The organism is Acidimicrobiales bacterium, assembly GCA_035512495.1.
Classification (GTDB): Bacteria; Actinomycetota; Acidimicrobiia; order Acidimicrobiales; family CADCSY01; genus DATKDW01.
Window position 1 is genome coordinate 19,438 of sequence record DATKDW010000026.1, and the last position, 21,241, is coordinate 40,678.

At 69.5% G+C, this 21,241-nt stretch carries 19 protein-coding genes; all 19 read left to right on the forward strand.

What is annotated here, in order from left to right; genetic code table 11:
- The first annotated feature begins 7 nt into the window (after positions 1-7).
- Positions 8-1,978 carry an NADH-quinone oxidoreductase subunit L gene (gene nuoL / locus VMN58_03250; GenBank protein HUF32212.1) on the forward strand — a complete coding sequence of 657 codons (1,971 nt, stop codon included), beginning with the start codon at positions 8-10 and terminating at the stop codon, positions 1,976-1,978.
- A complete protein-coding gene (locus VMN58_03255; protein ID HUF32213.1) occupies positions 1,975-3,618 on the forward strand; it encodes an NADH-quinone oxidoreductase subunit M in 1,644 nt (547 codons plus the stop codon). Before nuoL (VMN58_03250) ends, VMN58_03255 begins: the two co-directional genes overlap by 4 nt.
- Positions 3,618-5,165, forward strand: coding sequence for an NADH-quinone oxidoreductase subunit N (locus VMN58_03260; protein ID HUF32214.1), 1,548 nt, complete (start codon positions 3,618-3,620; stop codon positions 5,163-5,165). Before VMN58_03255 ends, VMN58_03260 begins: the two co-directional genes overlap by 1 nt.
- Positions 5,166-5,356: 191 nt before the next feature.
- Positions 5,357-6,106: a class I SAM-dependent methyltransferase gene (locus VMN58_03265; protein ID HUF32215.1), complete on the forward strand. Its 750-nt coding sequence runs from the start codon at positions 5,357-5,359 to the stop codon at positions 6,104-6,106.
- A gap of 184 nt (positions 6,107-6,290) precedes the next feature.
- Positions 6,291-6,656: an NADH-quinone oxidoreductase subunit A gene (locus VMN58_03270; protein ID HUF32216.1), complete on the forward strand. Its 366-nt coding sequence runs from the start codon at positions 6,291-6,293 to the stop codon at positions 6,654-6,656.
- A 31-nt stretch (positions 6,657-6,687) separates the two neighbouring features.
- Positions 6,688-7,188: an NADH-quinone oxidoreductase subunit B family protein gene (locus tag VMN58_03275; GenBank protein HUF32217.1), complete on the forward strand. Its 501-nt coding sequence runs from the start codon at positions 6,688-6,690 to the stop codon at positions 7,186-7,188.
- Complete coding sequence (locus VMN58_03280) at positions 7,175-7,981, forward strand: NADH-quinone oxidoreductase subunit C (protein ID HUF32218.1); 807 nt, start codon at positions 7,175-7,177, stop codon at positions 7,979-7,981. Before VMN58_03275 ends, VMN58_03280 begins: the two co-directional genes overlap by 14 nt.
- 22 nt (positions 7,982-8,003) lie before the next feature.
- Positions 8,004-9,176: an NADH-quinone oxidoreductase subunit D 1 gene (locus VMN58_03285; GenBank protein HUF32219.1), complete on the forward strand. Its 1,173-nt coding sequence runs from the start codon at positions 8,004-8,006 to the stop codon at positions 9,174-9,176.
- A complete protein-coding gene (locus tag VMN58_03290; protein ID HUF32220.1) occupies positions 9,173-10,216 on the forward strand; it encodes a complex I subunit 1 family protein in 1,044 nt (347 codons plus the stop codon). The genes VMN58_03285 and VMN58_03290 overlap by 4 nt, the downstream gene beginning before the upstream one ends.
- Complete coding sequence (locus VMN58_03295) at positions 10,217-10,705, forward strand: NADH-quinone oxidoreductase subunit I (GenBank protein HUF32221.1); 489 nt, start codon at positions 10,217-10,219, stop codon at positions 10,703-10,705. It begins immediately after the preceding gene.
- Complete coding sequence (locus VMN58_03300; protein ID HUF32222.1) at positions 10,702-11,220, forward strand: NADH-quinone oxidoreductase subunit J; 519 nt, start codon at positions 10,702-10,704, stop codon at positions 11,218-11,220. The genes VMN58_03295 and VMN58_03300 overlap by 4 nt, the downstream gene beginning before the upstream one ends.
- Before the next feature lie 12 nt (positions 11,221-11,232).
- A complete protein-coding gene (gene nuoK, locus VMN58_03305) occupies positions 11,233-11,541 on the forward strand; it encodes an NADH-quinone oxidoreductase subunit NuoK (protein HUF32223.1) in 309 nt (102 codons plus the stop codon).
- Positions 11,542-11,543: 2 nt separating this feature from the next.
- A complete protein-coding gene (nuoL, locus tag VMN58_03310) occupies positions 11,544-13,673 on the forward strand; it encodes an NADH-quinone oxidoreductase subunit L (GenBank protein ID HUF32224.1) in 2,130 nt (709 codons plus the stop codon).
- A 39-nt stretch (positions 13,674-13,712) separates the two neighbouring features.
- Positions 13,713-15,233 carry an NADH-quinone oxidoreductase subunit M gene (locus VMN58_03315; protein HUF32225.1) on the forward strand — a complete coding sequence of 507 codons (1,521 nt, stop codon included), beginning with the start codon at positions 13,713-13,715 and terminating at the stop codon, positions 15,231-15,233.
- Positions 15,234-15,236: 3 nt separating this feature from the next.
- Complete coding sequence (locus tag VMN58_03320; GenBank protein ID HUF32226.1) at positions 15,237-16,739, forward strand: NADH-quinone oxidoreductase subunit N; 1,503 nt, start codon at positions 15,237-15,239, stop codon at positions 16,737-16,739.
- Between the two features lie 4 nt (positions 16,740-16,743).
- A complete protein-coding gene (locus VMN58_03325; protein ID HUF32227.1) occupies positions 16,744-17,877 on the forward strand; it encodes an SAM-dependent methyltransferase in 1,134 nt (377 codons plus the stop codon).
- On the forward strand, positions 17,874-19,319 hold the full coding sequence (locus VMN58_03330; protein HUF32228.1) for a fused MFS/spermidine synthase: 1,446 nt from the start codon (positions 17,874-17,876) through the stop codon (positions 19,317-19,319). The genes VMN58_03325 and VMN58_03330 overlap by 4 nt, the downstream gene beginning before the upstream one ends.
- Before the next feature lie 134 nt (positions 19,320-19,453).
- Complete coding sequence (locus tag VMN58_03335) at positions 19,454-19,990, forward strand: hypothetical protein (GenBank protein HUF32229.1); 537 nt, start codon at positions 19,454-19,456, stop codon at positions 19,988-19,990.
- A 44-nt stretch (positions 19,991-20,034) separates the two neighbouring features.
- The gene (locus VMN58_03340; protein ID HUF32230.1) at positions 20,035-21,093 is read left to right on the forward strand and encodes a hypothetical protein; all 1,059 of its coding nucleotides are present in this window, start codon (positions 20,035-20,037) and stop codon (positions 21,091-21,093) included.
- Positions 21,094-21,241: the final 148 nt, after the last annotated feature.

The following is a 21,241-nucleotide window of genomic DNA, read 5'->3' on the forward strand; positions in this document are numbered from 1 at the left end:
GACGACATTGACCAGTGCCGTGTGGCTGATCCCTGCCCTGCCCCTGCTCGGCGTCGCCGTGCTGCTCGTCGCGGGCCGTCGGATGGGCGAACCCCTCGCCGGGTGGTTCGCCACCGCCATGGTGGCCGGGAGCTTCGCCGCCGGCGTGGTGACCTACCTCGGCCTCCTCGCCGAGGACGAGCACCACCGCCAGACGGTGTTCACGCTCTTCACCTGGCTGCCCGCCGGCGGCTTCAGCGTCGACGTCGGCTTCCTGGTCGACCCGCTCTCGCTCACCATGGTCCTGTTCATCACCGGTGTCGGGGCGCTGATCCACCTGTACTCCATCGGCTACATGCACGGTGACGCCCGGTACTCCACGTTCTTCCTCTACCTCAACCTCTTCTGCTTCTCGATGCTCATGCTGGTGCTGGGCGACAACCTGCTCCTCACCTTCCTCGGGTGGGAGGGGGTCGGCGCCTGCTCGTACCTGCTGATCTCGTTCTGGTTCACCGACGAGGCCAACGCCAGCGCCGGGAAGAAGGCGTTCGTCACCAACCGCATCGGCGACACCGGCTTCCTCCTCGCCACGTTCCTCACGTTCGCGACCCTGGGCACCATCACCTACGCCGGCGACGACGGCATCCTCGCCAACGCCGGGTCCCTCCCCGCCGTGACGGCCACCGGCATCGCGCTGCTGCTCTTCGTCGGTGCCATCGGCAAGTCGGCCCAGCTGCCGCTCTACGTCTGGCTGCCCGATGCCATGGCCGGCCCCACCCCGGTCTCGGCGCTCATCCACGCCGCCACCATGGTGACGTCGGGCGTCTACCTGCTGACGCGGGTCAACCCGATCATCGCCGAGGCCTTCACCTGGGTGCCGACCACCATCGCGTGGGTCGGCGCCGCCACCGCCCTCTTCGCCGCCACCATCGCCGTGGCCCAGCGCGACATCAAGAAGGTGCTCGCCTACTCGACCATCAGCCAGCTGGGCTTCATGTTCCTCGCCGTCGGTTCCGGCGCCTACGTCGCCGCCATCTTCCACATGGTCACCCACGCCTTCTTCAAGGCGCTGCTCTTCCTCGGCGCCGGGTCGGTGATCCACGGCATGCACGAGGAGCAGGACATGCGCCGCATGGGGGCCCTGCGCGCCTTCATGCCGATCACCGCGGCCACCTTCATCGTGGGCTGGCTGGCGATCGCCGGGGTCCCGCCGTTCGCCGGCTTCTGGTCGAAGGACGAGATCCTGCTCTACGCCTTCGCCAAGAGCCCGGTGCTGTGGGCGGTCGGCCTCGTCACCGCCCTGCTCACCGCCTACTACATGAGCCGCCAGGTGTTCATGGTGTTCTTCGGGGAGGCCAGGTGGAGCGAGACCTCCACCGCCACCGCCACCGCCAGCGTGAGCGCGGATGCCCCCCAGCACGAGCGGGCGCAGGTCTCGACGGTCCACGAGCTCACCCCCCACGAGTCGCCCTGGACCATGACAGCGCCCCTCGTGGTCCTCGCCGTCCTCGCCGTGGTCGCCGGTGGCCTGAACCTGCCGTTCACCTCCGGGCTCCACTTCCTCGGGCACTGGCTCGAGCCGGTCCTCCAGGGCAACGAGGCCCACATCGGCGTGGCCACCGCCACCAAGGTCATCCTCGCCGTCCTGGCCGTGGTCGCTGCCGTGGCGGGCATCACGGCGGCCGCCCTCGTCTACCTGCACCGCCGCGTCGCCCCCGAGCGGGTCGAGCCCGACCTGCTGCTCCGCGCCTACCGAATCGACGAGGGGATCTCCCTCCTCGTCGACGGTCCCGGGCGCAAGCTGGCGGAGATCAGCGCGTTCGTGCTCGACGGCAAGGGGGTCGACGGCGCCGTCAACGGTGTCGGCACCCTCGTGCGCAGCGGCGGCCAGCGCCTCCGCGTGGTCCAGACCGGCCTGGTCCGCAGCTACGCACTCGGCGTGGCCGCCGGCGCCGTGCTCCTCCTCGCCTTCTTCCTCACCAGGACCGGAATCCAGTGACGCCCCTGCTGCCCTTCCTCGCCCTGGAGACGCCGGCCGGCAACGGCCCGGGCTTCCCGCTCCTCACCAGCCTCGTGGTCCTGCCGGCGATCCTCGCCGTCATCGTGGCGATCCTCCCCCGGACCCGCCCGGAGGTCATGCGCCTCGTCGGCGTGGCCGGCTCGGTCGGCGTCGGCGCCCTGACGGTCGTGGTGCTCACCACCTTCGACATCGCCGACGACGGCTTCCAGCTCGTCTCTCGCCACTCCTGGATCGAGGACTTCGGGATCTCCTGGCACGTCGGCGTCGACGGCATCTCGCTGTTCCTCGTCGTGCTCACCGGACTGCTCTTCCCGCTGGCCCTCCTGGCGGTCAAGCCCCACCACGACGCCAAGGCCTACACCGCCTGGATCCTCCTCCTGGAGGCGGGGTGCATGGGCGTGTTCCTCTCCCTGGACCTCTTCCTGTTCTTCGTGATGTTCGAGATCGTGCTGGTCCCGATGTACTTCCTCATCGGCGGCTGGGGCTACGGCGAGCGGGTCTACGCCGCCACCAAGTTCTTCCTCTTCACCATGCTCGGCTCGGCGTTCATGCTCGTTGGCATCCTGGCCACCGCGTTCCTGCACGCCTCGGCGACCGGCGGCGACCTCACCTTCGACCTGGTGACCATCGCCGAGTCGCAGGCGGTGGTGGGCGACGCCGCCCGCTGGCTGTTCCTGTCGTTCGCGGTTGCCTTCGCCGTGAAGGTGCCGCTGGTCCCCCTGCACACCTGGCTGCCCGACGCCCACACCCAGGCGCCCACCGCCGGCTCGGTGATCCTGGCCGGCGTGCTCCTCAAGCTCGGCACCTACGGGTTCCTGCGCTTCGGGCTCTACCTCTTCCCCGAGGCGGCGGCCTGGGCGGCTCCGGTGCTTGTGACCCTCGGTGTGATCGGCATCATCTACGGGGCCATCGTGGCCGCCGTCCAGAAGGACCTGAAGCGCCTCGTCGCCTACTCCTCCGTGGCCCACCTCGGCTTCATCGTCCTCGGCACGTTCGCCTTCACGACCCAGGGCCTCCAGGGTGGCGTGGTCCAGATGGTCAACCACGGCATCTCCACCGGGGCGCTGTTCCTCCTCGTCGGCATGATCTACGAGCGTCGCCGCACGCGCCTGATCGCCGAGCTGAAGGGCCTGCAGAAGGTGGCCCCGGTGCTCGCCGCCGTGTTCACCGTGGTGATGCTGAGCTCCATCGGCCTCCCCGGCCTGAACGGCTTCGTCGGGGAGTTCCTCATCCTGCTCGGCAGCTTCCCGACGCGGCGGTGGTGGGCGGTGGTGGCGACCCTCGGGGTCATCTTCGCGGCCATCTACCTGCTCTGGGCCTACCAGCGGGTGTTCCACGGCGAACCCGACGAGGCCAACCTCGACACGCCCGACATGACGATCCGCGAGGGCCTCATCATGGCCCCGCTGCTCGTGGCCATCGTCTTCCTCGGCGTCTACCCCCGCCCCATGCTCGAGCGCATCGAGCCTGCCGTGAACCGGCTGGTGGCGCACGTGGAGGAGTTCTCCGACTTCGAGGTCCCCGCCGTCACGGTGGAGGGGCCGGCCGCCCGGGTGGCGGCGGCCGGCGGTGCTACCGCTGGTGACGACCATGGTGACGACGACGGAGAGGGTGGGTGATGGGCACCACCGTGCTGGGCCAGATCGGCCAGGTCAGCCAGCTGGAGGTGCCACAGATCGAGTGGTCGGGCCTCATCCCGCTGCTCGTCCTCGCCGGCGCCCCGATCCTCATGCTCACCATCGCCGCGGTCACCAGTGCCCGGGCGCCCCGCGGCGCCTACGCCACCTTCACCGTGGTGACCTCGGCCGTCGTCCTGGTCACGTGCATCCCACTCTGGAGCCGGGTGACCGACCCCGAGCGGGGCCCGTTCAACGCGGTGGCCGATGCCGTCACCATCGACGGCTTCAGCATCTTCTTCACCGTCTTGATCGCCGTCTCCGTGGCCCTGGCCGCGCTGCTGGCCGACGACTACCTGCGCCGGGAGGGCCTCGACGGCCCCGAGCTGTACGTGCTGATGATGCTGTCGGGCGTCGGCGGCGTGCTGATGGCCATGTCCAACGACATGATCGTGCTGTTCCTCGGACTCGAGACGCTCAGCATCGCCCTCTACGTGATGTGCGGCTACCACCTGCGTCGCCTCGAGTCGCAGGAGTCGGCGATCAAGTACTTCGTGCTCGGGTCGTTCTCGTCGGCGTTCCTCCTCTACGGGATCGCCCTCGTCTACGGCGCCACCGGCTCCACCAACTTCAGCCGCATCGGCGCGTTCCTGGCCGGCAACGTGCTCGAGGCCGACGGCCTCCTGTTGGCCGGCTTCGCCCTGCTCCTCGTGGGGCTGGGCTTCAAGATCGCCGCGGTGCCGTTCCACGTCTGGACGCCCGACGTGTACCAGGGCGCCCCCACGCCGGTCACCGCCTTCGCCGCCTCGGCCTCGAAGGCGGCAGGCTTCGCCGCCCTCATCCGGGTGTTCACCTCCACCTTCGAGGCCTACCGCCTCGACTGGCAGCCGATCATCTGGGTCCTCGCCGTGCTGACGCTCGCCGTGGGCTCGATCCTCGCCATCGTGCAGGACGACGTGAAGCGGATGATGGCGTACAGCTCCATCAGCCACGCCGGGTTCATCCTCATCGGCGTGCACGCCGCCACCGACCGGGGCGTGGCCGCCGCGCTCTTCTACCTGCTGGCCTACGCCTTCATGGTGATCGGCAGCTTCGCGGTGATCACCCTGGTGGGCCGGGCGGGCGACGCCGCCCACGGCCTCGACGCCTACCGGGGCCTCGGCACCCGGCGGCCCGCCCTGGCGCTCGTGTTCGCCGTCTTCCTCCTTGCCCAAGCGGGGGTCCCCCTCACCTCGGGCTTCCTGGCCAAGTTCTACGTGATCAGCGCAGCGGTCGAGGACGGCGGCTACGTCCTCGCCATCATCGCCATGGTCTCGGCCGTGGTCGCCGCCTTCCTGTACCTGCGCATCATCATCGCGATGTACATGGGGGACGCGGACATGGGTGACGCGGAGAGCGGGACGGTCATCGCGCCGGTCCAGATCCCGCTCGGTGCCGGCGTCGCCATCGGCATCGCCGCCGTGTTCACCCTCGCCGTCGGCATCCTGCCCGGCACCGTCATCGACTTCGCCCGCGACGCCGTCCCCGTCCTCCTCGCCGCCGGCGACTGACCCCCACCCGCCCTCGAGGTGGCGGCCCCACCAGGTCCGGGTTGTGTGCGCTGGACGTCCGCTGCCGACATCGTGCGCGCAGAACTCGGGGTGCGGCCGCCCCACCAGGTCCGGGTTGTGTGCGCTGGACGTCGGCTGCCGACAGCGTGCGCGCACATCTCGGGTGGCGGGGCCGGCGTAGCGTCGAGTCCGTGGACGAGGTCAACGAGGCGGCGACGGTGGGGTTCGGGGCGGCGAGCGACGCCTACGAGCGGGGTCGACCCTCGTACCCGCCGGCCGTCATCGGGGTCCTCACCGGTGACCTCGGCGTCGGCCCCGGGCGCCGGGTGCTCGACCTCGCCGCCGGCACGGGCAAGTTGACCCGCCTCCTGGTGCCGACCGGTGCCGACGTGGTGGCGGTGGAGCCGGTGGCGGCCATGCGCGAGCAGATGCAGTCGGCGGTGCCCGGCGTGGAGGTGCTCGAGGGCACGGCCGAGGCCATCCCGCTGCCCGATGGGTCGGTCGACGCCGTCACGGCGGCGCAGGCCTTCCACTGGTTCCGGCCGGGCCAGGCGCTGGCAGAGATCCGGCGGGTCCTCCGCCCGAGCGGGGGGCTTCTCCTGGTCTGGAACGAGCGCGACGTCTCGGTCCCCTGGGTGGCAGCGGTCTCCGAGGTCATCGACTGGGACGGGCGCCGTCCCTACGAGAAGGGGACCGACTGGGCGGAGGTGGTGGCTGACGCCGGCGGATTCACCCCGTTGCAACAGCGACGAATCCGCTTCGAGCACGAGGTCGACGAGGAGACGCTCGTTGATCGGATGCTCTCCACGAGCTACGTGGCGGCGGGGAGCGACGAGGAGCGGCGCGAGGTGGAGGCCGGCGTACGTGCTGTCGTGGCCGGCTTCCCCGAGCGCTTCGCGCTGCCCTACGTGACCGACATCTTCTGGTGCACGAGGGACTGAGGACGGCACCCGGCGCCCCCCACCCCAGGTCGCTTTCGACGGAGCGGGCGGGGAGAGCGGGACATCGCGCCGCCAACCCCGCCCGGTGCCACATCCCCGACCCGAACCTCTCCTCTCGCCTCCGGAGCGGCCGCCAGGCACCTGCTTTGGCCCGTCGTGAAGGCGCTCACTAGGCTCCGCCATCGTGTCCGAGTTCCTTCGCGCCTACCTGACGGTGGCGGTGTTCGCAGGTGCAGCCGGCCTGCTCATGGCGCTGTCCCTCGGCATCGGCCGGGTCCTGCGACCCAACAACCCGAACAAGCAGAAGCTCACCAGCTACGAGAGCGGTGTCGACCCCGTCGGGGCGCCCATCGGGCAGACACAGGTGCGCTACTACATCTTCGCCCTGCTCTTCGTCATGTTCGACGTGGAGGCGGTCTTCATCTTCCCGTGGGCCATCGGCCTCGAGCGCTACGACGTCTACGGCCTCGGCGCCATGGGCCTCTTCATCTTCGTCCTCACCCTGCCGCTGCTCTACGCGTGGCGAAAGGGAGTCCTCCGGTGGGTCTGACCAGCACCAACGCGACCGGAGGCCGGGCCTGATGGGCATCGTCGAGCGCGGCAAGCTCCCCAAGCCGCTCACCCACCTGCTCAACATGAGCCGGAAGTACTCGCTGTGGGTGTACCAGTGGGGCCTCGCCTGCTGCGCCATCGAGATGGGTGCCGCCTTCGGGTCCCCCCGCTACGACGTGATGCGCCTCGGCGTCATCCCCTTTCCCGCCAGCCCTCGCCAGGCCGACCTCGTCGTCATCTCGGGCACCGTCACCGACAAGATGGCCCCGGCCGTCCGGCGCCTCTACGAGCAGATGCCCGAGCCCAAGTACGTGATCTCGATGGGCAGCTGCGCCAACGGCGGCGGCCCGTACTGGGACTCCTACTCCGTCACCAAGGGCGTCGACCAGATCATCCCCGTCGACGTCTACGTCCCGGGCTGCCCACCGCGGCCCGAGGCCCTCCTCGAGGGGATCGTGCTGCTCCAGCAGCGGATCCAGCACGAGGACATGGCCGAGCGCTGGAAGGGCGATCCCATTGTCGTCGCCTGACACGCCCCCGGAGGGCGACGAGCAGCGTCCCGACCCCGCGGTCGAGCCCGAGGACGGCGCCGAGCCCGAGGACGGCGCCGCCGAGCCCGAGGACGGGGCCGCCGAGCCCGAGGCCGCCGCCGAGCCGGAGCCCGACCCGGCTCGGGACCCCATGATCGCAACCCTCGGCGAGCACCTCGGCGACGACCTCGTCGCCTCCCACGTGGTCCCCGGCGTCGACGCCTGGGTGCGGGTGCGCCCCGAGGCGTGGCACCGCGCCGGCGAGGTCTGCCGCGACGTCCTCGGCCTCACCTACTTCGGCCACCTGTCGGCCATCGACTGGATGCCCTCGCCCTACGGCAAGAGCGAGGACGGCGGCCTCGGCCGCGACGAGGGCGCGCCCGCAACCACCACCGCCCCGGCCGACCTCGCCCACGGCACCACGGGTGGCGAGACGCGCTTCCAGCTCATCGCCCGCCTCGAGAACCACGCCACCGGCATCGGCCTGCACCTCAAGGCCGACATCCCCGACGATGCGTTGGCGGTGGCCACGTGGTCGGACCTCTTCGCCGGCGCCGACTGGCACGAGCGCGAGACCTGGGAGATGTTCGGCATCGACTTCGTCGACCACCCCCACCTCGTGCACATCTACCTGCCGGGTGAGTTCGAGGGTTACCCCCTCCGCAAGGACTTCCCGCTCCTCGCCCGTGAGGTGAAGCCGTGGCCGGGCCTGGTCGACGTGGAGCCCATGCCCGGCGAGGAGCCGGCCGAGGACGAGGCCGGAGCCAACGACGAGGCCGGAGCCGACGTATGACGTCCCGAACAGGAGCCACGCGATGACCGCCGTCAGCGAGCGACAGCAGCGCGCCTACATCGCCGGTCAGGCGGCCGAGGCGCGGGTCAACGTCGAGATCGAGACCGAGGGCATGACCCTCAACATCGGCCCTCAGCACCCGGCGACCCACGGGACCCTGCGCATCGTGGCCAAGCTCGACGGCGAGCAGGTCATCTCGGCCGAGCCCGTGCTCGGCTACATGCACCGGGGCTACGAGAAGCTCGTCGAGGTCCGCACCTACCCCCAGGTCACGACCCTCATCAACCGCATCGACTGGCTCGGCCACTTCGCCAACGAGGTGCCGTTCATCCTCGCCGCCGAGGCGCTGATGGGCATCGAGGCCCCCGAGCGGGCCCAGTACATCCGGACGATCTTCTTCGAGCTGGCGCGGATGTCGAACATCATGCTGTTCCTCGGCGACATGGGCGTGCAGCTCGGCGCCATCACCGCGGTGTTCTTCGCCTTCCGCGACCGCGAGCACGTGCTCAACATCATGGAGTCGGTGACCGGCGGCCGGTTCCACCCCAACTTCGACCGCATCGGCGGCCTCAAGGACGACCTCCCGGCCGGCTGGATCGACGAGTGCCGCGCCGTGATGGAGAAGGTCCGGGGGTTCTGCGACGAGATCGAGACCCTCCTCATGGGCAACGAGATCTTCGAGACCCGGACCCGGGGCATCGGCGTCATCCCGCCCGAGATCGCCCTCTCCCATGGCCTGTCGGGGGCCAACGCCCGCGCCTCGGGCATCGACTACGACATCCGCCGCGACGTGCCGTCGGCCATGGCCTGGAACGAGGTCGACTGGAAGGTCTGGACCCACCCCGACGGCGACAGCTTCGCCCGCTACTGGGTCCGCCTCCAGGAGACGCGCGAGGCCACCCACATCGTCGACCAGCTGCTCGACAAGCTGCCCGCCGGCCCGATCATGGCCAAGGTGCCCCGCATCATCAAGGTGCCCGAGGGCGAGGCCTGGGTCTCCACCGAGAACCCGCTCGGTGAGATGGGCTACTACGTCGTGAGCAAGGGCGACCTCGGCCCGTTCCGGGTCAAGATCCGCACGCCCTCGTTCAACAACATCTCGGTCGTCCCGTGGGTGATGAAGGGCGTCTACGTGCCCGACATCATCACCATCCTCGCCAGCCTCTACTTCATCCTGGGGGACATCGACCGGTGATCGACCCCGTCCTGGCGATCAGCCTCTCCGACTACTGGGTCCAGACCGCCATCAAGGTGGGGGTCGTCCTCGCCATCATCCCGGCGGGCGCCCTCATCCTCGGCTACGTCTTCCTGCTGAAGATGATGAGCCACATGCAGAGCCGCGTCGGTCCGATGGAGGCCGGTCCCCACGGCGTGCTGCAGCTCGTCGCCGACGGCGTGAAGTTCATCCAGAAGGAGGACATCTTCCCGGCTCGGGCCGACCGCTGGGTCTTCGCCATGGCGCCCCTCGTGGTGCTCATGTCGACGTTCCTGCTCTACGTCGTCGTCCCCGTCGGGCCCACGCTGGTCGTCGAAGACCTCGACATCGGCATCTTCTTCGCCCTCGGCATCTCGTCGCTGTCGGTGCTCGGCGTCCTCATGGCCGGCTGGGCCTCGGCCAACAAGTACTCGCTGATGGGTGGCCTCCGTGCCGCCGGCCAGCTCATCGCCTACGAGCTCCCGCTGATATTTGCGGTCGTCGGCGTCGTCATCCAGGCCGAGACGCTCAGCCTGCAGGGCATCGTCATGGCCCAGGCCGAGGGCGAGATCTTCGGTTGGGGCGGTATCGGCAACCCGTTCATCCTCACCCAGTTCGTCGGCTTCGCCCTCTTCCTCGTCGCTGCCCAGGCCGAGCTGACCCAGCCGCCCTTCGACATGCCGGTCGCCGAGTCCGAGATCGTCGGCGGCTACCAGGTCGAGTACACGGGCTTCCGGTTCCTGCTGTTCTTCATCGGCGAGTTCGGCACCGCCTTCGCCTTCGCCGCCATCGGAGCCACCCTCTTCCTCGGCGGTTGGTACCTGCCGGGGATGGACGTCACCGGTGGGCTGTTCTCCAACGTGCTCGGCCCCCTGGTGCTCTTCGCCAAGATCATGCTGGTGGCGTTCATCATCTTCTGGGTGCGCTTCACCTACCCTCGCCTCCGCGAGGACCAGCTGCAGTCGTTCGCCTGGAAGTACCTGATCGAGCTGTCGCTGCTCAACATCTTCGTCACGGCTGTCTTCAAGGTGGTCTTCTAGATGCCCCAGCTCCCCGGCCTGGTGAAGGGCCTCGGCGTCACCTTCAAGACGATGCTGAAGCCCGCGGTCACCACGCAGTACCCCCACGAGCGCGAGGCCCCGGCGCCTCGGGCGCGTGGCGTGATCGCCCTGAAGGAGGAGAACTGCACCGTCTGCATGCTGTGCTCGCGCAGCTGTCCCGACTGGTGCATCTACATCGAGGGCCACAAGACCAAGGCGCCGCCGCGGCGTGAGGGTGGCAAGACCCGCACGGTGCAGCACCTCGACCGCTTCGACATCGACTACGGGCTGTGCATGTACTGCGGGATCTGCGTCGAGGTCTGCCCATTCGACGCCCTCTTCTGGAGCCCCGAATTCGAGTACTCCGAGATGCGCATCGCCGACCTCCTCCACGACAAGACCCGCCTCGGCGAGTGGATGGAGACCGTGCCCGACAACGAGCCCTACGAGCAGGGCTCGGAGCAGAAGGTCAAGAAGATCCCCCGATGATCGCCCAGAACGTCGCCTTCGGCATCCTGGCCGCCGCCGCGGTCCTCGCCGCCCTCCGGGTGGTCACCACCAAGAACGTGGTGCACGCCGCGCTGTACCTGGTGATGGTGCTGGCCAGCGTCGGTGCGCTGTACATCCTGCTGGTGGCCGAGTTCATCGCCGCCGTGCAGGTGCTGGTCTACATCGGCGCCATCGTCGTGCTCTTCCTCTTCGGTGTGATGTTGACGCGCGCTCCCCTCGGTGACGAGGGCGGCCTCGACAACGACCAGCGGGGCATCGCCGCGATCACCGCCCTGTTCCTCCTCGGTGTGCTGAGCTTCGCCCTGATCGATGCCTTCGGCGACGACCGCCTGCCCGACCTCGCCGGCGAGAGCCGGGCGCAGCTCACCGCCGAGCGGGGCACCGACGCCGTTGGCGACATGCTCTTCGCCAACTTCCTCGTGCCCTTCCAGGCCGTCGGCGTCCTGCTCCTGGCTGCCCTCGTCGGCGCCATCGTCCTGGCTCGTCGGGACTGATCGGAGGATCTCATGCTTCTCAACCAGTTCCTCCTCCTCGGCGCCATCTTGTTCTGCATCGGCGTGTACGGCGTGCTCGCCCGTCGCAACGGCGTGCTCGTGCTCATGTCGATCGAGCTGATCCTCAACGCCGTGAACATCAACCTCATCGCCTTCGGCTCCATGGCCGGCGGCGACGCCATGCTCGTGGGGCAGGTCTTCGCCCTCTTCGTGGTGGCCGTGGCCGCCGCTGAGGTCGGCGTCGGCCTGGCGATCATCCTGCTCATCTACCGCAACCGCCGCAGCGTCGACATCGATGACGTCGACCTGATGAAGGGCTGACCGTGCTCGAGAACGCCTGGATCATCCCAGCCCTGACCTTCATGTCGTTCTGGCTGATCCTGTTCTTCGGCAAGCGCCTGCCGAAGCACGGGTCGGAGATCGGCGTCGGCGTGCTCGCCGTCGCGTTCGCGCTCTCCTGCGTCGGTGTCTTCCAGTGGCTCGACCAGCCCGAGGACCACGTCGTCGAGCCCGCCGGGGTCCACGCCACCGACGAGTCCCAAGCCGGCGACGACCACGCCCTCGCGGCGCCGGTCGTCCTCGCCGGCCTCGACGGGACCGAGGTGACGGCCGCCGAGGACGACGACCACGGCGGGCCCACCACCATTCGCGGCGCGGTGGAGCGCAACGTCACCTGGTTCGAGATCGGCGACGTCGAGGTGAAGGTCGGTACCGCCATCGATGGCCTCGCCGTGACCATGCTCTTCGTGGTGACCCTGATCTCGCTGCTGGTGCACGTGTTCTCCACGAACTACATGCACGGCGACCCCCGCTTCACCTTCTACTTCGCCGGTCTCTCCCTGTTCACCACCGGGATGCTCCTGCTGGTCGTCTCCAGCAGCATGCTGCAGCTGCTGTTCGGTTGGGAGCTGATGGGCCTGTGCAGCTTCATGCTGATCGGGCACTGGTGGGAGGAGAAGGACAACTCCAACGCTGCCCTCAAGGCGTTCCTGACCACGCGCACCGGCGACATCGGGCTGCTGGTCGGCATCTCGATCCTGTTCTTCGCCGCCGGCCTGACGTTCGACATCGCCAGCATCAACGCCGCCGCCCTCGGCGGTGAGATCGCCGAGACGGCGCTGCTCGTGGCGGCGGTCGCCCTGTTCGTCGCCGCCATCGGCAAGTCTGCCCAGTTCCCGCTGCACACCTGGCTCCCCGACGCCATGGCCGGACCCACGCCGGTGTCGGCGCTGATCCACGCCGCCACCATGGTCGTGGCCGGGGTGTACCTCGTGGCCCGCCTCTACGGCGTCTTCTGGCAGGCGTTCGACATCGGCGGCGGCGGGGTCAACCCAATCGCGGTGATCGGTGGCATCACCATCCTCATCGCCGCCGCCTTGGCGTTCGTGCAGACCGACATCAAGAAGGTGCTCGCCTACTCCACCGTCAGCCAGCTGGGCTTCATGGTGCTGGCCCTCGGCGTCGGCGCCTGGACCGCAGCCATCTTCCACCTCTTCACCCACGCCTTCTTCAAGGGCCTCCTCTTCCTCGGCGCCGGGTCGGTCAGCCATGCCGTGCACAGCTTCGACATGCGGGAGATGGGTGGTCTCCGCAAGCACATGCCGACCACCTACGTCACCTTCATGATCGGCTCGCTCGCCCTCGCCGGCCTCCCGCCGCTGGCAGGGTTCTGGTCGAAGGATGAGATCCTGCTCGGCGCCTCGGACAACGGCTACGGCGTCTTCATGATCGTCGGCCTCGTCGGTGCGTTCATGACGGCGGCCTACATGACTCGTGCGGTCTACCTCACGTTCTTCGGTGAGTTCCGGGGCCACGGCCACCCCCACGAGTCCCCGAAGGTCATCACCGTCCCGCTGATCGTCCTGGCGGTGCTCTCGGTCGGTGCCGGGCTCCTCAACGCCCCGCCGCTCGGCATCCAGGCGTTCTTCTACGCCACCCGCAACGAGGTGTTCGTCCTCGCCGGGGTCAACCACCCCGAGTTCTCGGTGCCGATCGCCTTCAACTCGATCGTCGTCGCCGTGGTCGGCATCGCCGTCGCCGCCGTCCTCTACTTCGGGGGCCGTCTCCCGCAGGGCGTCACCGCACGCAACCGGGCGGCTGCCGTCGGCTACCGCTTCCTCGAGAACAAGTACTACCTCGACCACCTCTACACCGGCGTCGTCGTCGGCTCCGTCAAGGGCTCGATCGCCCGGGCCGCCAACTGGTTCAACCAGCGGGTGCTCGACGGGATCGTCAACGGCGTCGCCAACGGCTCCGTCACCTCCGGCCGCTGGATCTACAAGCGGATCGACCAGGGGGTGGTCGACGGCGCCGTCAACGGCGCCGGCATCGGTGCCGGCCGTGCCGGCGGTGGCCTCCGGGCCATCCAGAACGGCAAGGTGCAGAGCTACGCGGCGCTCCTCTTCGCAGGCGCCGCCGCCTTTGCCTTCGTCCTCGTCCTCTTCGTCCAGTAGCGCAGCCCGAGCAAGAACAGCCAGGAGCGATCGACGCCAATGGAGACCTTCGACGACTACGCCCTCTCGCTGGCGGTGTTCCTGCCGCTGGCAGGGGCCATCGCCATGATGCTCGTGCCGCGGGCCGAGGAGGTGACCCACAAGGTCCTCGCCCTCCTCACCACCGCCGCCACCTTCGGCATCGGCATCTACATCCTCGCCCGCTTCGACTACGGGCGTGCCGGTGAGCTGCAGTTCGGCCTCGACAAGCCCTGGATCGAGGTCATCAACAGCCGGTACCTGATCGGCATCGACGGGATCTCCCTCCCGTTGCTGGTGCTGTCGATGTTCATCACCCTGCTGGTCGTGCTCTACAGCTGGAACCACTTCCCGACACCGCACAACCCCAAGGCGTTCCTCATCCTGATCCTCATCCTCGAAGTCGGGATGAACGGCACCTTCGTGGCCCAGGACCTCATCTTGTTCTTCGTCTTCTTCGAGGTCGTGCTGCTGCCGATGTACTTCATGATCGGCGTGTGGGGTGGCGAGGACCGCCAGTACGCGGCCATCAAGTTCTTCCTCTTCACGCTCTTCGGCTCGGCGCTCATGCTGCTGGGCTTCTTGGCCCTGTTCTTCCAGGGCGGTGAGACGTTCTCCATCCCCGAGCTCGTCGCTGTGGCATCGGACAACATCGACCGCAACACCCAGCTGCTGATCTTCGGTGGCCTGTTCATGGGCTTCGCCATCAAGGTGCCCATGTTCCCGTTCCACACGTGGCTCCCCGACGCCCACACCCAGGCACCGACCCAGGGCTCGGTGATCCTGGCCGCCATCCTGCTGAAGCTCGGCACCTACGGCTTCGTCCGGGTCGCCATCCCGATCCTGCCCGAGGCCGCCATCGAGTGGGCGCCCTGGATCGGCGGCCTAGCCGTCATTGGCATCATCTACGGCGCCCTCGGCTGCCTCGCCCAGACCGACATGAAGCGCCTGATCGCCTTCTCCTCGGTGGCCCACATGGGTTACGTGATGCTGGGCATCGCCACCCTCACCGACTTCGGCCTCAACGCGGCGGTGTTCGGCATGGTCGCCCACGGCCTCATCACCGGCATGCTCTTCTTCGTCGCCGGCTCGGTGAAGGACCGCTTCCACACCCTGGAGCTGTCCCGACTCGGCGGCCTGCTCCTCCAGGCGCCCCGCCTGGGCTGGATCCTCGGTTTCTGCGCCATGGCGTCGCTCGGGCTCCCCGGGCTCGCCGGGTTCTGGGGCGAGTTCCCCGTCATCCTCGCCGCCTACAGCCCCGCCGAAGGCCTGTCGGTCGAGCTGTTCCGCGGCTACATGGTCGTGGCCGCCGTCGGCACCGTGCTCGCCGCCGGCTACCTCCTCTGGATGCTGCAGCGAGCGGCGTTCGGCACCCCCAAGGAGGAGTTCGAGAAGGTCGACATCCACGATCTCCACTGGAACGAGTACGTGGCCTGGACGCCGATCCTCATCCTGATCGTGGTGCTGGGCGTCTACCCGACCCTGCTGTTCGGGATCACCGACGCCGCGGTGGGCACGGCCCTGGCCGCGCTGGGGGGCTGACCGATGGAGACCGTGCGATCGGCGTTCGAGACGCCGGTCATCGACTACCACGCCTTCGCCCCCGAGCTGGTGCTGCTCGGGGTCATCGTGGTGCTGCTGCTGATCGACCTGCTGTTCGAGGAGCGGGTCCGCTGGGCGACCTCCACCGTCGCCGGCATCGGCCTGATCGCCGCCATGGTCCCCGTGCTCACCCTCGCCGTCGACGGCGCCGACCGCGGCATGTTCAACGGCGCCTACATGGTCGACAACTTCGCGCTCGTCCTCAAGGCGCTGTTCCTCGTCGCCGCGCTGATCACCACGCTCATCGCCACCGACTACATCGCCGACGGCGACTACTACGTGGGCGAGTTCTACTTCATGGTGCTGTGCTCGGTGCTGGGCATGATGGTCATGGCCTCGTCGCGCGACCTCATCAGCATCTTCATCGCCCTCGAGCTCCTCTCGATCCCCGCCTACCTGCTCGCCGGCTGGCGGAAGCGGGACCTCCGGGGCAACGAGGCCTCGCTGAAGTACTACCTCCTCGGCGTGTTCGCCACGGCGGTGATGCTTTACGGCATGTCGCTGGTGTTCGGCATGACCGGCACCACCATCCTCACCGAGATCGGCGACGCCCTCGCCGCCGGTGAGGGCTCGGCCCCGATCGTCACCCTCGGCATCGTCTTCGTGATCGTCGGCTTCGCATTCAAGATCTCGGCCGTCCCGTTCCACACCTGGGCGCCCGACACCTACGAGGGCGCGCCGACCCCGATCACCGCCTTCCTGTCCGTGGCCTCCAAGGCGGCGGGCTTCGTCGCCCTCATGCAGCTGGTCTTCATCGGCTTCCTCGGTCGTGACGACGTCTGGCAGCCGATGTTCTGGGTCCTGGCGGTGCTGACCATGACGGTCGGCAACCTCATCGCCCTGCGCCAGACAAACATCATCCGCCTGCTCGCCTACTCGTCGGTGGCCCAGGCCGGGTTCATGCTCGTACCCTTCGCCGTCGCCGGCGAGCTCGACGCCGGCCCAGCCGGCGCCATCAGCGCCGTGGTCACCTACCTGCTGATCTACACGGCGATGAACCTCGGTGCCTTCGCCGTGGTGATGACCGTGGCCCGCAAGACGCGCTCGGGCGAGATCGAGTCGTTCGGTGGGCTGTTCACCTACGCCCCCGGCCTCACCGTGGTGATGACGATCTTCCTGTTCGCCCTCGCCGGCATCCCTCCGCTCGCCGGCTGGTACGCCAAGTTCGTGGTCTTCCGGGTGCTCTTCGACGCCTTGACGCCCGCCGCGGTGGTGCTCGGCGTGATCGTGGGCGTCAACTCCGTGATCGCGCTCTTCTACTACGCCAACGTGGCCCGCCAGATGTGGATGGCCCCGGTGCCCGACGGCGACACCATGCCCGTCAAGGTCACGCCGTCGCTCACCGCAGCCCTCGGGCTGTGCGTGGTCGCCACGGTGATCATCGGCATCGTCCCCGGCGTGATCGCCCGCTTCGGCGATCTCGCCCTCTTCGCCGCCCTGCCCTGAGCGTGTGAGCGCGCTCGAGGAGGTCCTCGCCCTCGTCGAGCGGGAGGGGCCGATCACCTTCGACCGCTACATGGACGTCGCCCTCTACGGCGTCTCGGGCTTCTTCGCCACCGGCGGGGGGGCGGGCCGGCGGGCCGACTTCATCACCAGCCCCGAGGTCGGCCCCCTCTTCGGCGCGGTGGTGGCCCGGGCGTTCGACGCCGAGTGGGAGCGCCTGAGCCGTCCCGATCCGTTCGTGGTGGTGGAGGTGGGTGCCGGACGGGGGGCCCTGGCCAGGTCGGTGCTCGATGCCCGGCCCAACTGCGCGCCGGCGCTGCGCTACCTCTGCGTCGAGCGGTCCCCGGTGCTGCGCGACGCTGTCGCCGAGCTGGTGCCGCTGGAGCCGCCGGCCAACGTGTTGGCCGTCGGGCCGTCGGACGACGAAGCCGACGGACCGGTCGAGCCGGGTGCTGGCCCGCTCGTCGCCGTGCTCGACGACCTGCCGGCGGTGTCGCTCACCGGGGTGGTGCTCGCCAACGAGCTGCTCGACAACCTCCCGGTCGCCCTCCTCGAGCGGACCGAGGACGGGTGGGCCGAGGTGCGGGTGGGTGCCGACCACCGGGGCGAGCTGGTCGAGGTCCTGGTCGGGGCCTCATCTCAGTCGGGCGCCCTGGCCGGCGAGCTGGCACCCGCCGCTCCACCGGGCGCGCGGATCCCGCTCCAGCGGGCGGCGACCGCCTGGCTGCGACAGGTGCTGAGCTCGCTCGACCGAGGTCGGCTGATCGCCCTCGACTACGCCGACACCACGGCGTCGATGGCCACCCGCCCGTGCGACGAGTGGCTGCGCACCTACCGGGCTCACGCCCGCGGCGGCCCGCCACTGGCCCGGCCCGGGAGCCAGGACATCACCTGTGAGGTGGCCGTCGATCAGCTGGTCCGGGCCCACCGCCCCCGATCCGAGGCCAGCCAGGCCGACTGGCTCCGCGCCCACGGCATCGACGACCTGGTCGCCGCGGCCCGGGCCACGTGGCACGAGCGGGCGGCCATCGGCGACCTCGCCGCCCTCCGGGCCCGGAGCGCGGTGGGGGAGGCCGAAGCCCTCACCGACCCGGCGGGGCTGGGCGCCTTCCGCGTCCTCGAGTGGCAGGTGGGCCAGTGAGGAGCTGGACCGCCGGGCTGCTCGTCTTCTGCACCTCTGCCGCGGTGCTGGTGCTGGAGATCATCGCCGGCCGGCTGGTGGCGCCCCATCTCGGCGTCTCGCTCGAGACCTACACCGGGATCATCGGCACGGTGCTGGCCGGCATCGCCCTCGGGAGCGCCGTGGGGGGCCGCCTCGCCGACCGGTACGACGCCCGACGCCTGCTCGGGCCGACCCTCGTCCTCGGTGGGCTGCTGGCGCTCACGTCCCTGCCGGTCGTGACCGCCGTCGGGCCGACCGTCGCCGGGGGCGGGCCCGGGGCGATCGTGCTGCTCACCGTGCTGGCCTTCTTCGCCCCTGCCGCGGTGCTGTCGGGGGTGAGCCCCATGGCGGCGAAGCTGCGGCTGGAGAGCCTGGTGGAGACCGGCTCGGTGGTGGGTGGGCTGTCGGCGGCGGGCACGGCGGGCGCGCTCGTGGGCACCTTCCTGACGGGCTTCGTGCTGGTGGGCGCCCTGCCCTCGCGCGCGATCGTGGTCGCACTGGGCCTGGGCCTCCTGGTTGCCGGCTTCGTCCTCTGGTTGGTCATGGCCCCGGCACGGCGGGTGGTGATGGCCGGCGCGGCCGTCGTCGCCGTGCTGGTCGCAGGGGTGTCCACCAGCGCCGCCGGCCCGTGTCACCACGAGACGGCGTACTTCTGCGCCCGGGTCGAGCTCGACCCCGGCCGGCCCTCGGGCCGGGTGCTGGTGCTCGACGACCTCCGTCACAGCTACGTCGACCTCGACGACCCGACGCACCTCGAGTTCCGCTACATCCGGCTCTTCGCCGACGTGATCGACGCCACGACCGCCGGCCCGATCGAGGTGCTGCACGTGGGCGGCGGTGGCTTCACCATGCCCCGCTGGCTGGCCGCCACCCGGCCGGGCAGCGCCAGCACCGTGCTCGAGCTCGACGCCGACCTCGTCGACATCGTGCGAGACGAGCTCGGCCTCGTCACCGGGCCGGACCTCCGGGTGGTCACCGGCGATGCCCGCACCGCCCTCGACGACCTGCCCGCCGACCGGTTCGACGTGGTGGTCGGCGACGCCTTCGGTGGCGTCTCCGTGCCCTGGCACCTCACGACCGTCGAGGTGGTGCGGCTCCTCGACCGGGTGCTCCGCCCCGATGGGGTGTACGTGCTCAACGTCATCGACGGTGGACCCCGCCGCTTCCTCCGAGCCGAGGTGGCCACGCTGCAGGCCGTGTTCGACCACGTGGCCGTGATCGAGCCACCGGGCCAGGACGGGTCGGCGCCCCAGAACCACGTGCTGGTGGCGTCGCACGCCCCTCTGACGCTGGCCCAGGGGGACCTCGACGTCGCCGAGGGCCTCCTGGCCGACGGCGCCGACCTCGACGTCCTGGTGGGCGGCGCCAGGGTCCTGACCGACGGCTTCGCCCCCGTCGATCAGCTCATCTCACGCCGCTGACCAGGGACTTTGTCGCACCACCCGTTCGGGTGGTTCCATAAATGGTCACCTCCGGGGCTTCAGGGAACGCCCCTCAACGTCGAGACAACAAAGGCACAACAAGTGCGCAACCACCACACCGATGGAGCAGCCCGATGAAGTTCAACAAGGTCCTCGCCGCAGGAGCAGCCCTCGCCACTGCAGCCTCGATGCTGGCATTCGCGCCGGGAGCCCAGGCGCAGACGACTGCGACGCTCAGCATCACCGGGGGCTTGCTCACGATCAGCGAGCCGGCCAGCACCGTCCACCTCGGAAACGTCGAGTCCGGCTCGCTGACCTTCTCCGGCACCCTCGGCAACGTGCAGGTGACGGACGAGCGGGGGAACCTCGTGGCGACCTGGACCGCCACCGTCTCCGCCACGAACTTCACGACCGGCACGGCTGCGACCCCGGCAGCATCGGAGACGATCGCCAACACCAACATCACCTACACCGCACCTGCTGCCACCACCACCGGAACCGGGACCTTCACCCCCGGCGTGGGACTCACCCTCGGTGCGCCGGCGACGGCCGGGACGTGGGCAGGGGAAGGCACCAACACGGCGACGTGGAACCCCACGCTGGCCTTCACGCTGCTGTCGTCGCAGGTGTCGGGCACGTACACGGGCACGGTGACCCACTCCGTCGCTTGAGGATGCACAGCGGCGCCGGTGACCTGGGCGTACCCTCCGGGTCGATGCGCCGCTCCCTGCTCCTCGTCCTGTTGATCGCCGGGGCCCTGGCCCCGGCGATCGGCGCGCCCGGCTGGGCACAGGACGGCGACCCTCCCGCCTCGGAAGGTGTCTCGATCGGTCTGGCGGAGATACCCAGCGATCGTGCCGACGACCCGCGGGCCCGCATCTACGTGATCGATCACCTCTCGCCCGGTGCCACCATCGAGCGGACGATCCGGTTGGGAAACCGGACCGACCGTGCTCAGCGGATCGCCCTGTACGTAGGCGCCGCCGATCTCGAGGGTGGTGAGATGCGCTTCGCGGAGGGGCGCTCCCAGAACGAGCTCAGCCGGTGGACCACCGTCAGCCCGCAGGAGGTGGATGTGCCGCCCCGGAGCGAGACGGAGGCAGTGGTCATGATCACGGTGCCGGGTGACGCGTCTCCCGGCGAACGTTACGGTGTGATCTGGGCCGAGCTCCCGTCAGCGACGTCGGAGAGCGGTGTTACCGTCGTCAACCGCGTCGGCGTCCGCATCTACCTCTCCGTCGGCGAGGGTGGCGAGCCCGCCTCCGACTTCGAGGTCGACACGCTCACCACCGCCCGGGAGTCCGACGGCGCGCCGGTGGTCAAGGCCAAGGTGCACAACACCGGTGGACGCGCCCTCGACATGAGCGGTGAGCTCGAGCTCAGCGACGGGCCTGCCGGGCTCTCGGCCGGCCCCTTCCCCGCCGAGCTGGGCACCACGCTCGGCATCGGCCAGACGGGCGATGTGCTGGTCCGGCTGGACCGCGAGATCCCCGACGGCCCCTGGACCGCCACCCTGACACTGCGGTCGGGAGAGCTCGAGCGCACGGTCCGGGCCACGATCACCTTCCCGGGGGAGCACGGTGAGCTGGGTGAGTCGTTTGGCGCCGAGCGGGTCACCGACTCGATGAAGGGCCTCATCCTCTTCGGCATCGCCTTGCTCCTGTTGCTCCTCATCCTGGGGTGCCTGCTCTGGTACGTGCTGAAGCGCAGGCGTCGCCGCGACGACGAGGACGAAGCCCGGCTGTCCATCCGGGAGCCCGAACCCGTCGGCTGACAGCTCTCGTGGCGGTTCCTGCCGCTTTCGGTGTCGCCAGGTCGCGGGAGCGCACGGAAGCGCCACGAGAAGGTGGGCGCGGCCGTTCGCCCGCTCGCCCCTCACTCCTGCCTCGCTAACGTCGCCCCCGTAGCGAACCGTGCACACG

Excerpts from the sequence above, each read along its gene's own strand:
- VMN58_03320 (HUF32226.1), top strand. The coding sequence starts at position 15,237 with ATGGAGACCGTGCGATCGGCGTTCGAGACGCCGGTCATCGACTACCAC.
- VMN58_03285 (HUF32219.1), top strand. The coding sequence starts at position 8,004 with ATGACCGCCGTCAGCGAGCGACAGCAGCGCGCCTACATCGCCGGTCAG.
- VMN58_03335 (HUF32229.1), top strand. The coding sequence starts at position 19,454 with ATGAAGTTCAACAAGGTCCTCGCCGCAGGAGCAGCCCTCGCCACTGCA.
- VMN58_03300 (HUF32222.1), top strand. The coding sequence starts at position 10,702 with ATGATCGCCCAGAACGTCGCCTTCGGCATCCTGGCCGCCGCCGCGGTC.
- VMN58_03275 (HUF32217.1), top strand. The coding sequence starts at position 6,688 with ATGGGCATCGTCGAGCGCGGCAAGCTCCCCAAGCCGCTCACCCACCTG.
- VMN58_03295 (HUF32221.1), top strand. The coding sequence starts at position 10,217 with ATGCCCCAGCTCCCCGGCCTGGTGAAGGGCCTCGGCGTCACCTTCAAG.
- nuoK (HUF32223.1), top strand. The coding sequence starts at position 11,233 with ATGCTTCTCAACCAGTTCCTCCTCCTCGGCGCCATCTTGTTCTGCATC.
- VMN58_03315 (HUF32225.1), top strand. The coding sequence starts at position 13,713 with ATGGAGACCTTCGACGACTACGCCCTCTCGCTGGCGGTGTTCCTGCCG.
- VMN58_03340 (HUF32230.1), top strand. The coding sequence starts at position 20,035 with ATGCGCCGCTCCCTGCTCCTCGTCCTGTTGATCGCCGGGGCCCTGGCC.
- VMN58_03260 (HUF32214.1), top strand. The coding sequence starts at position 3,618 with ATGGGCACCACCGTGCTGGGCCAGATCGGCCAGGTCAGCCAGCTGGAG.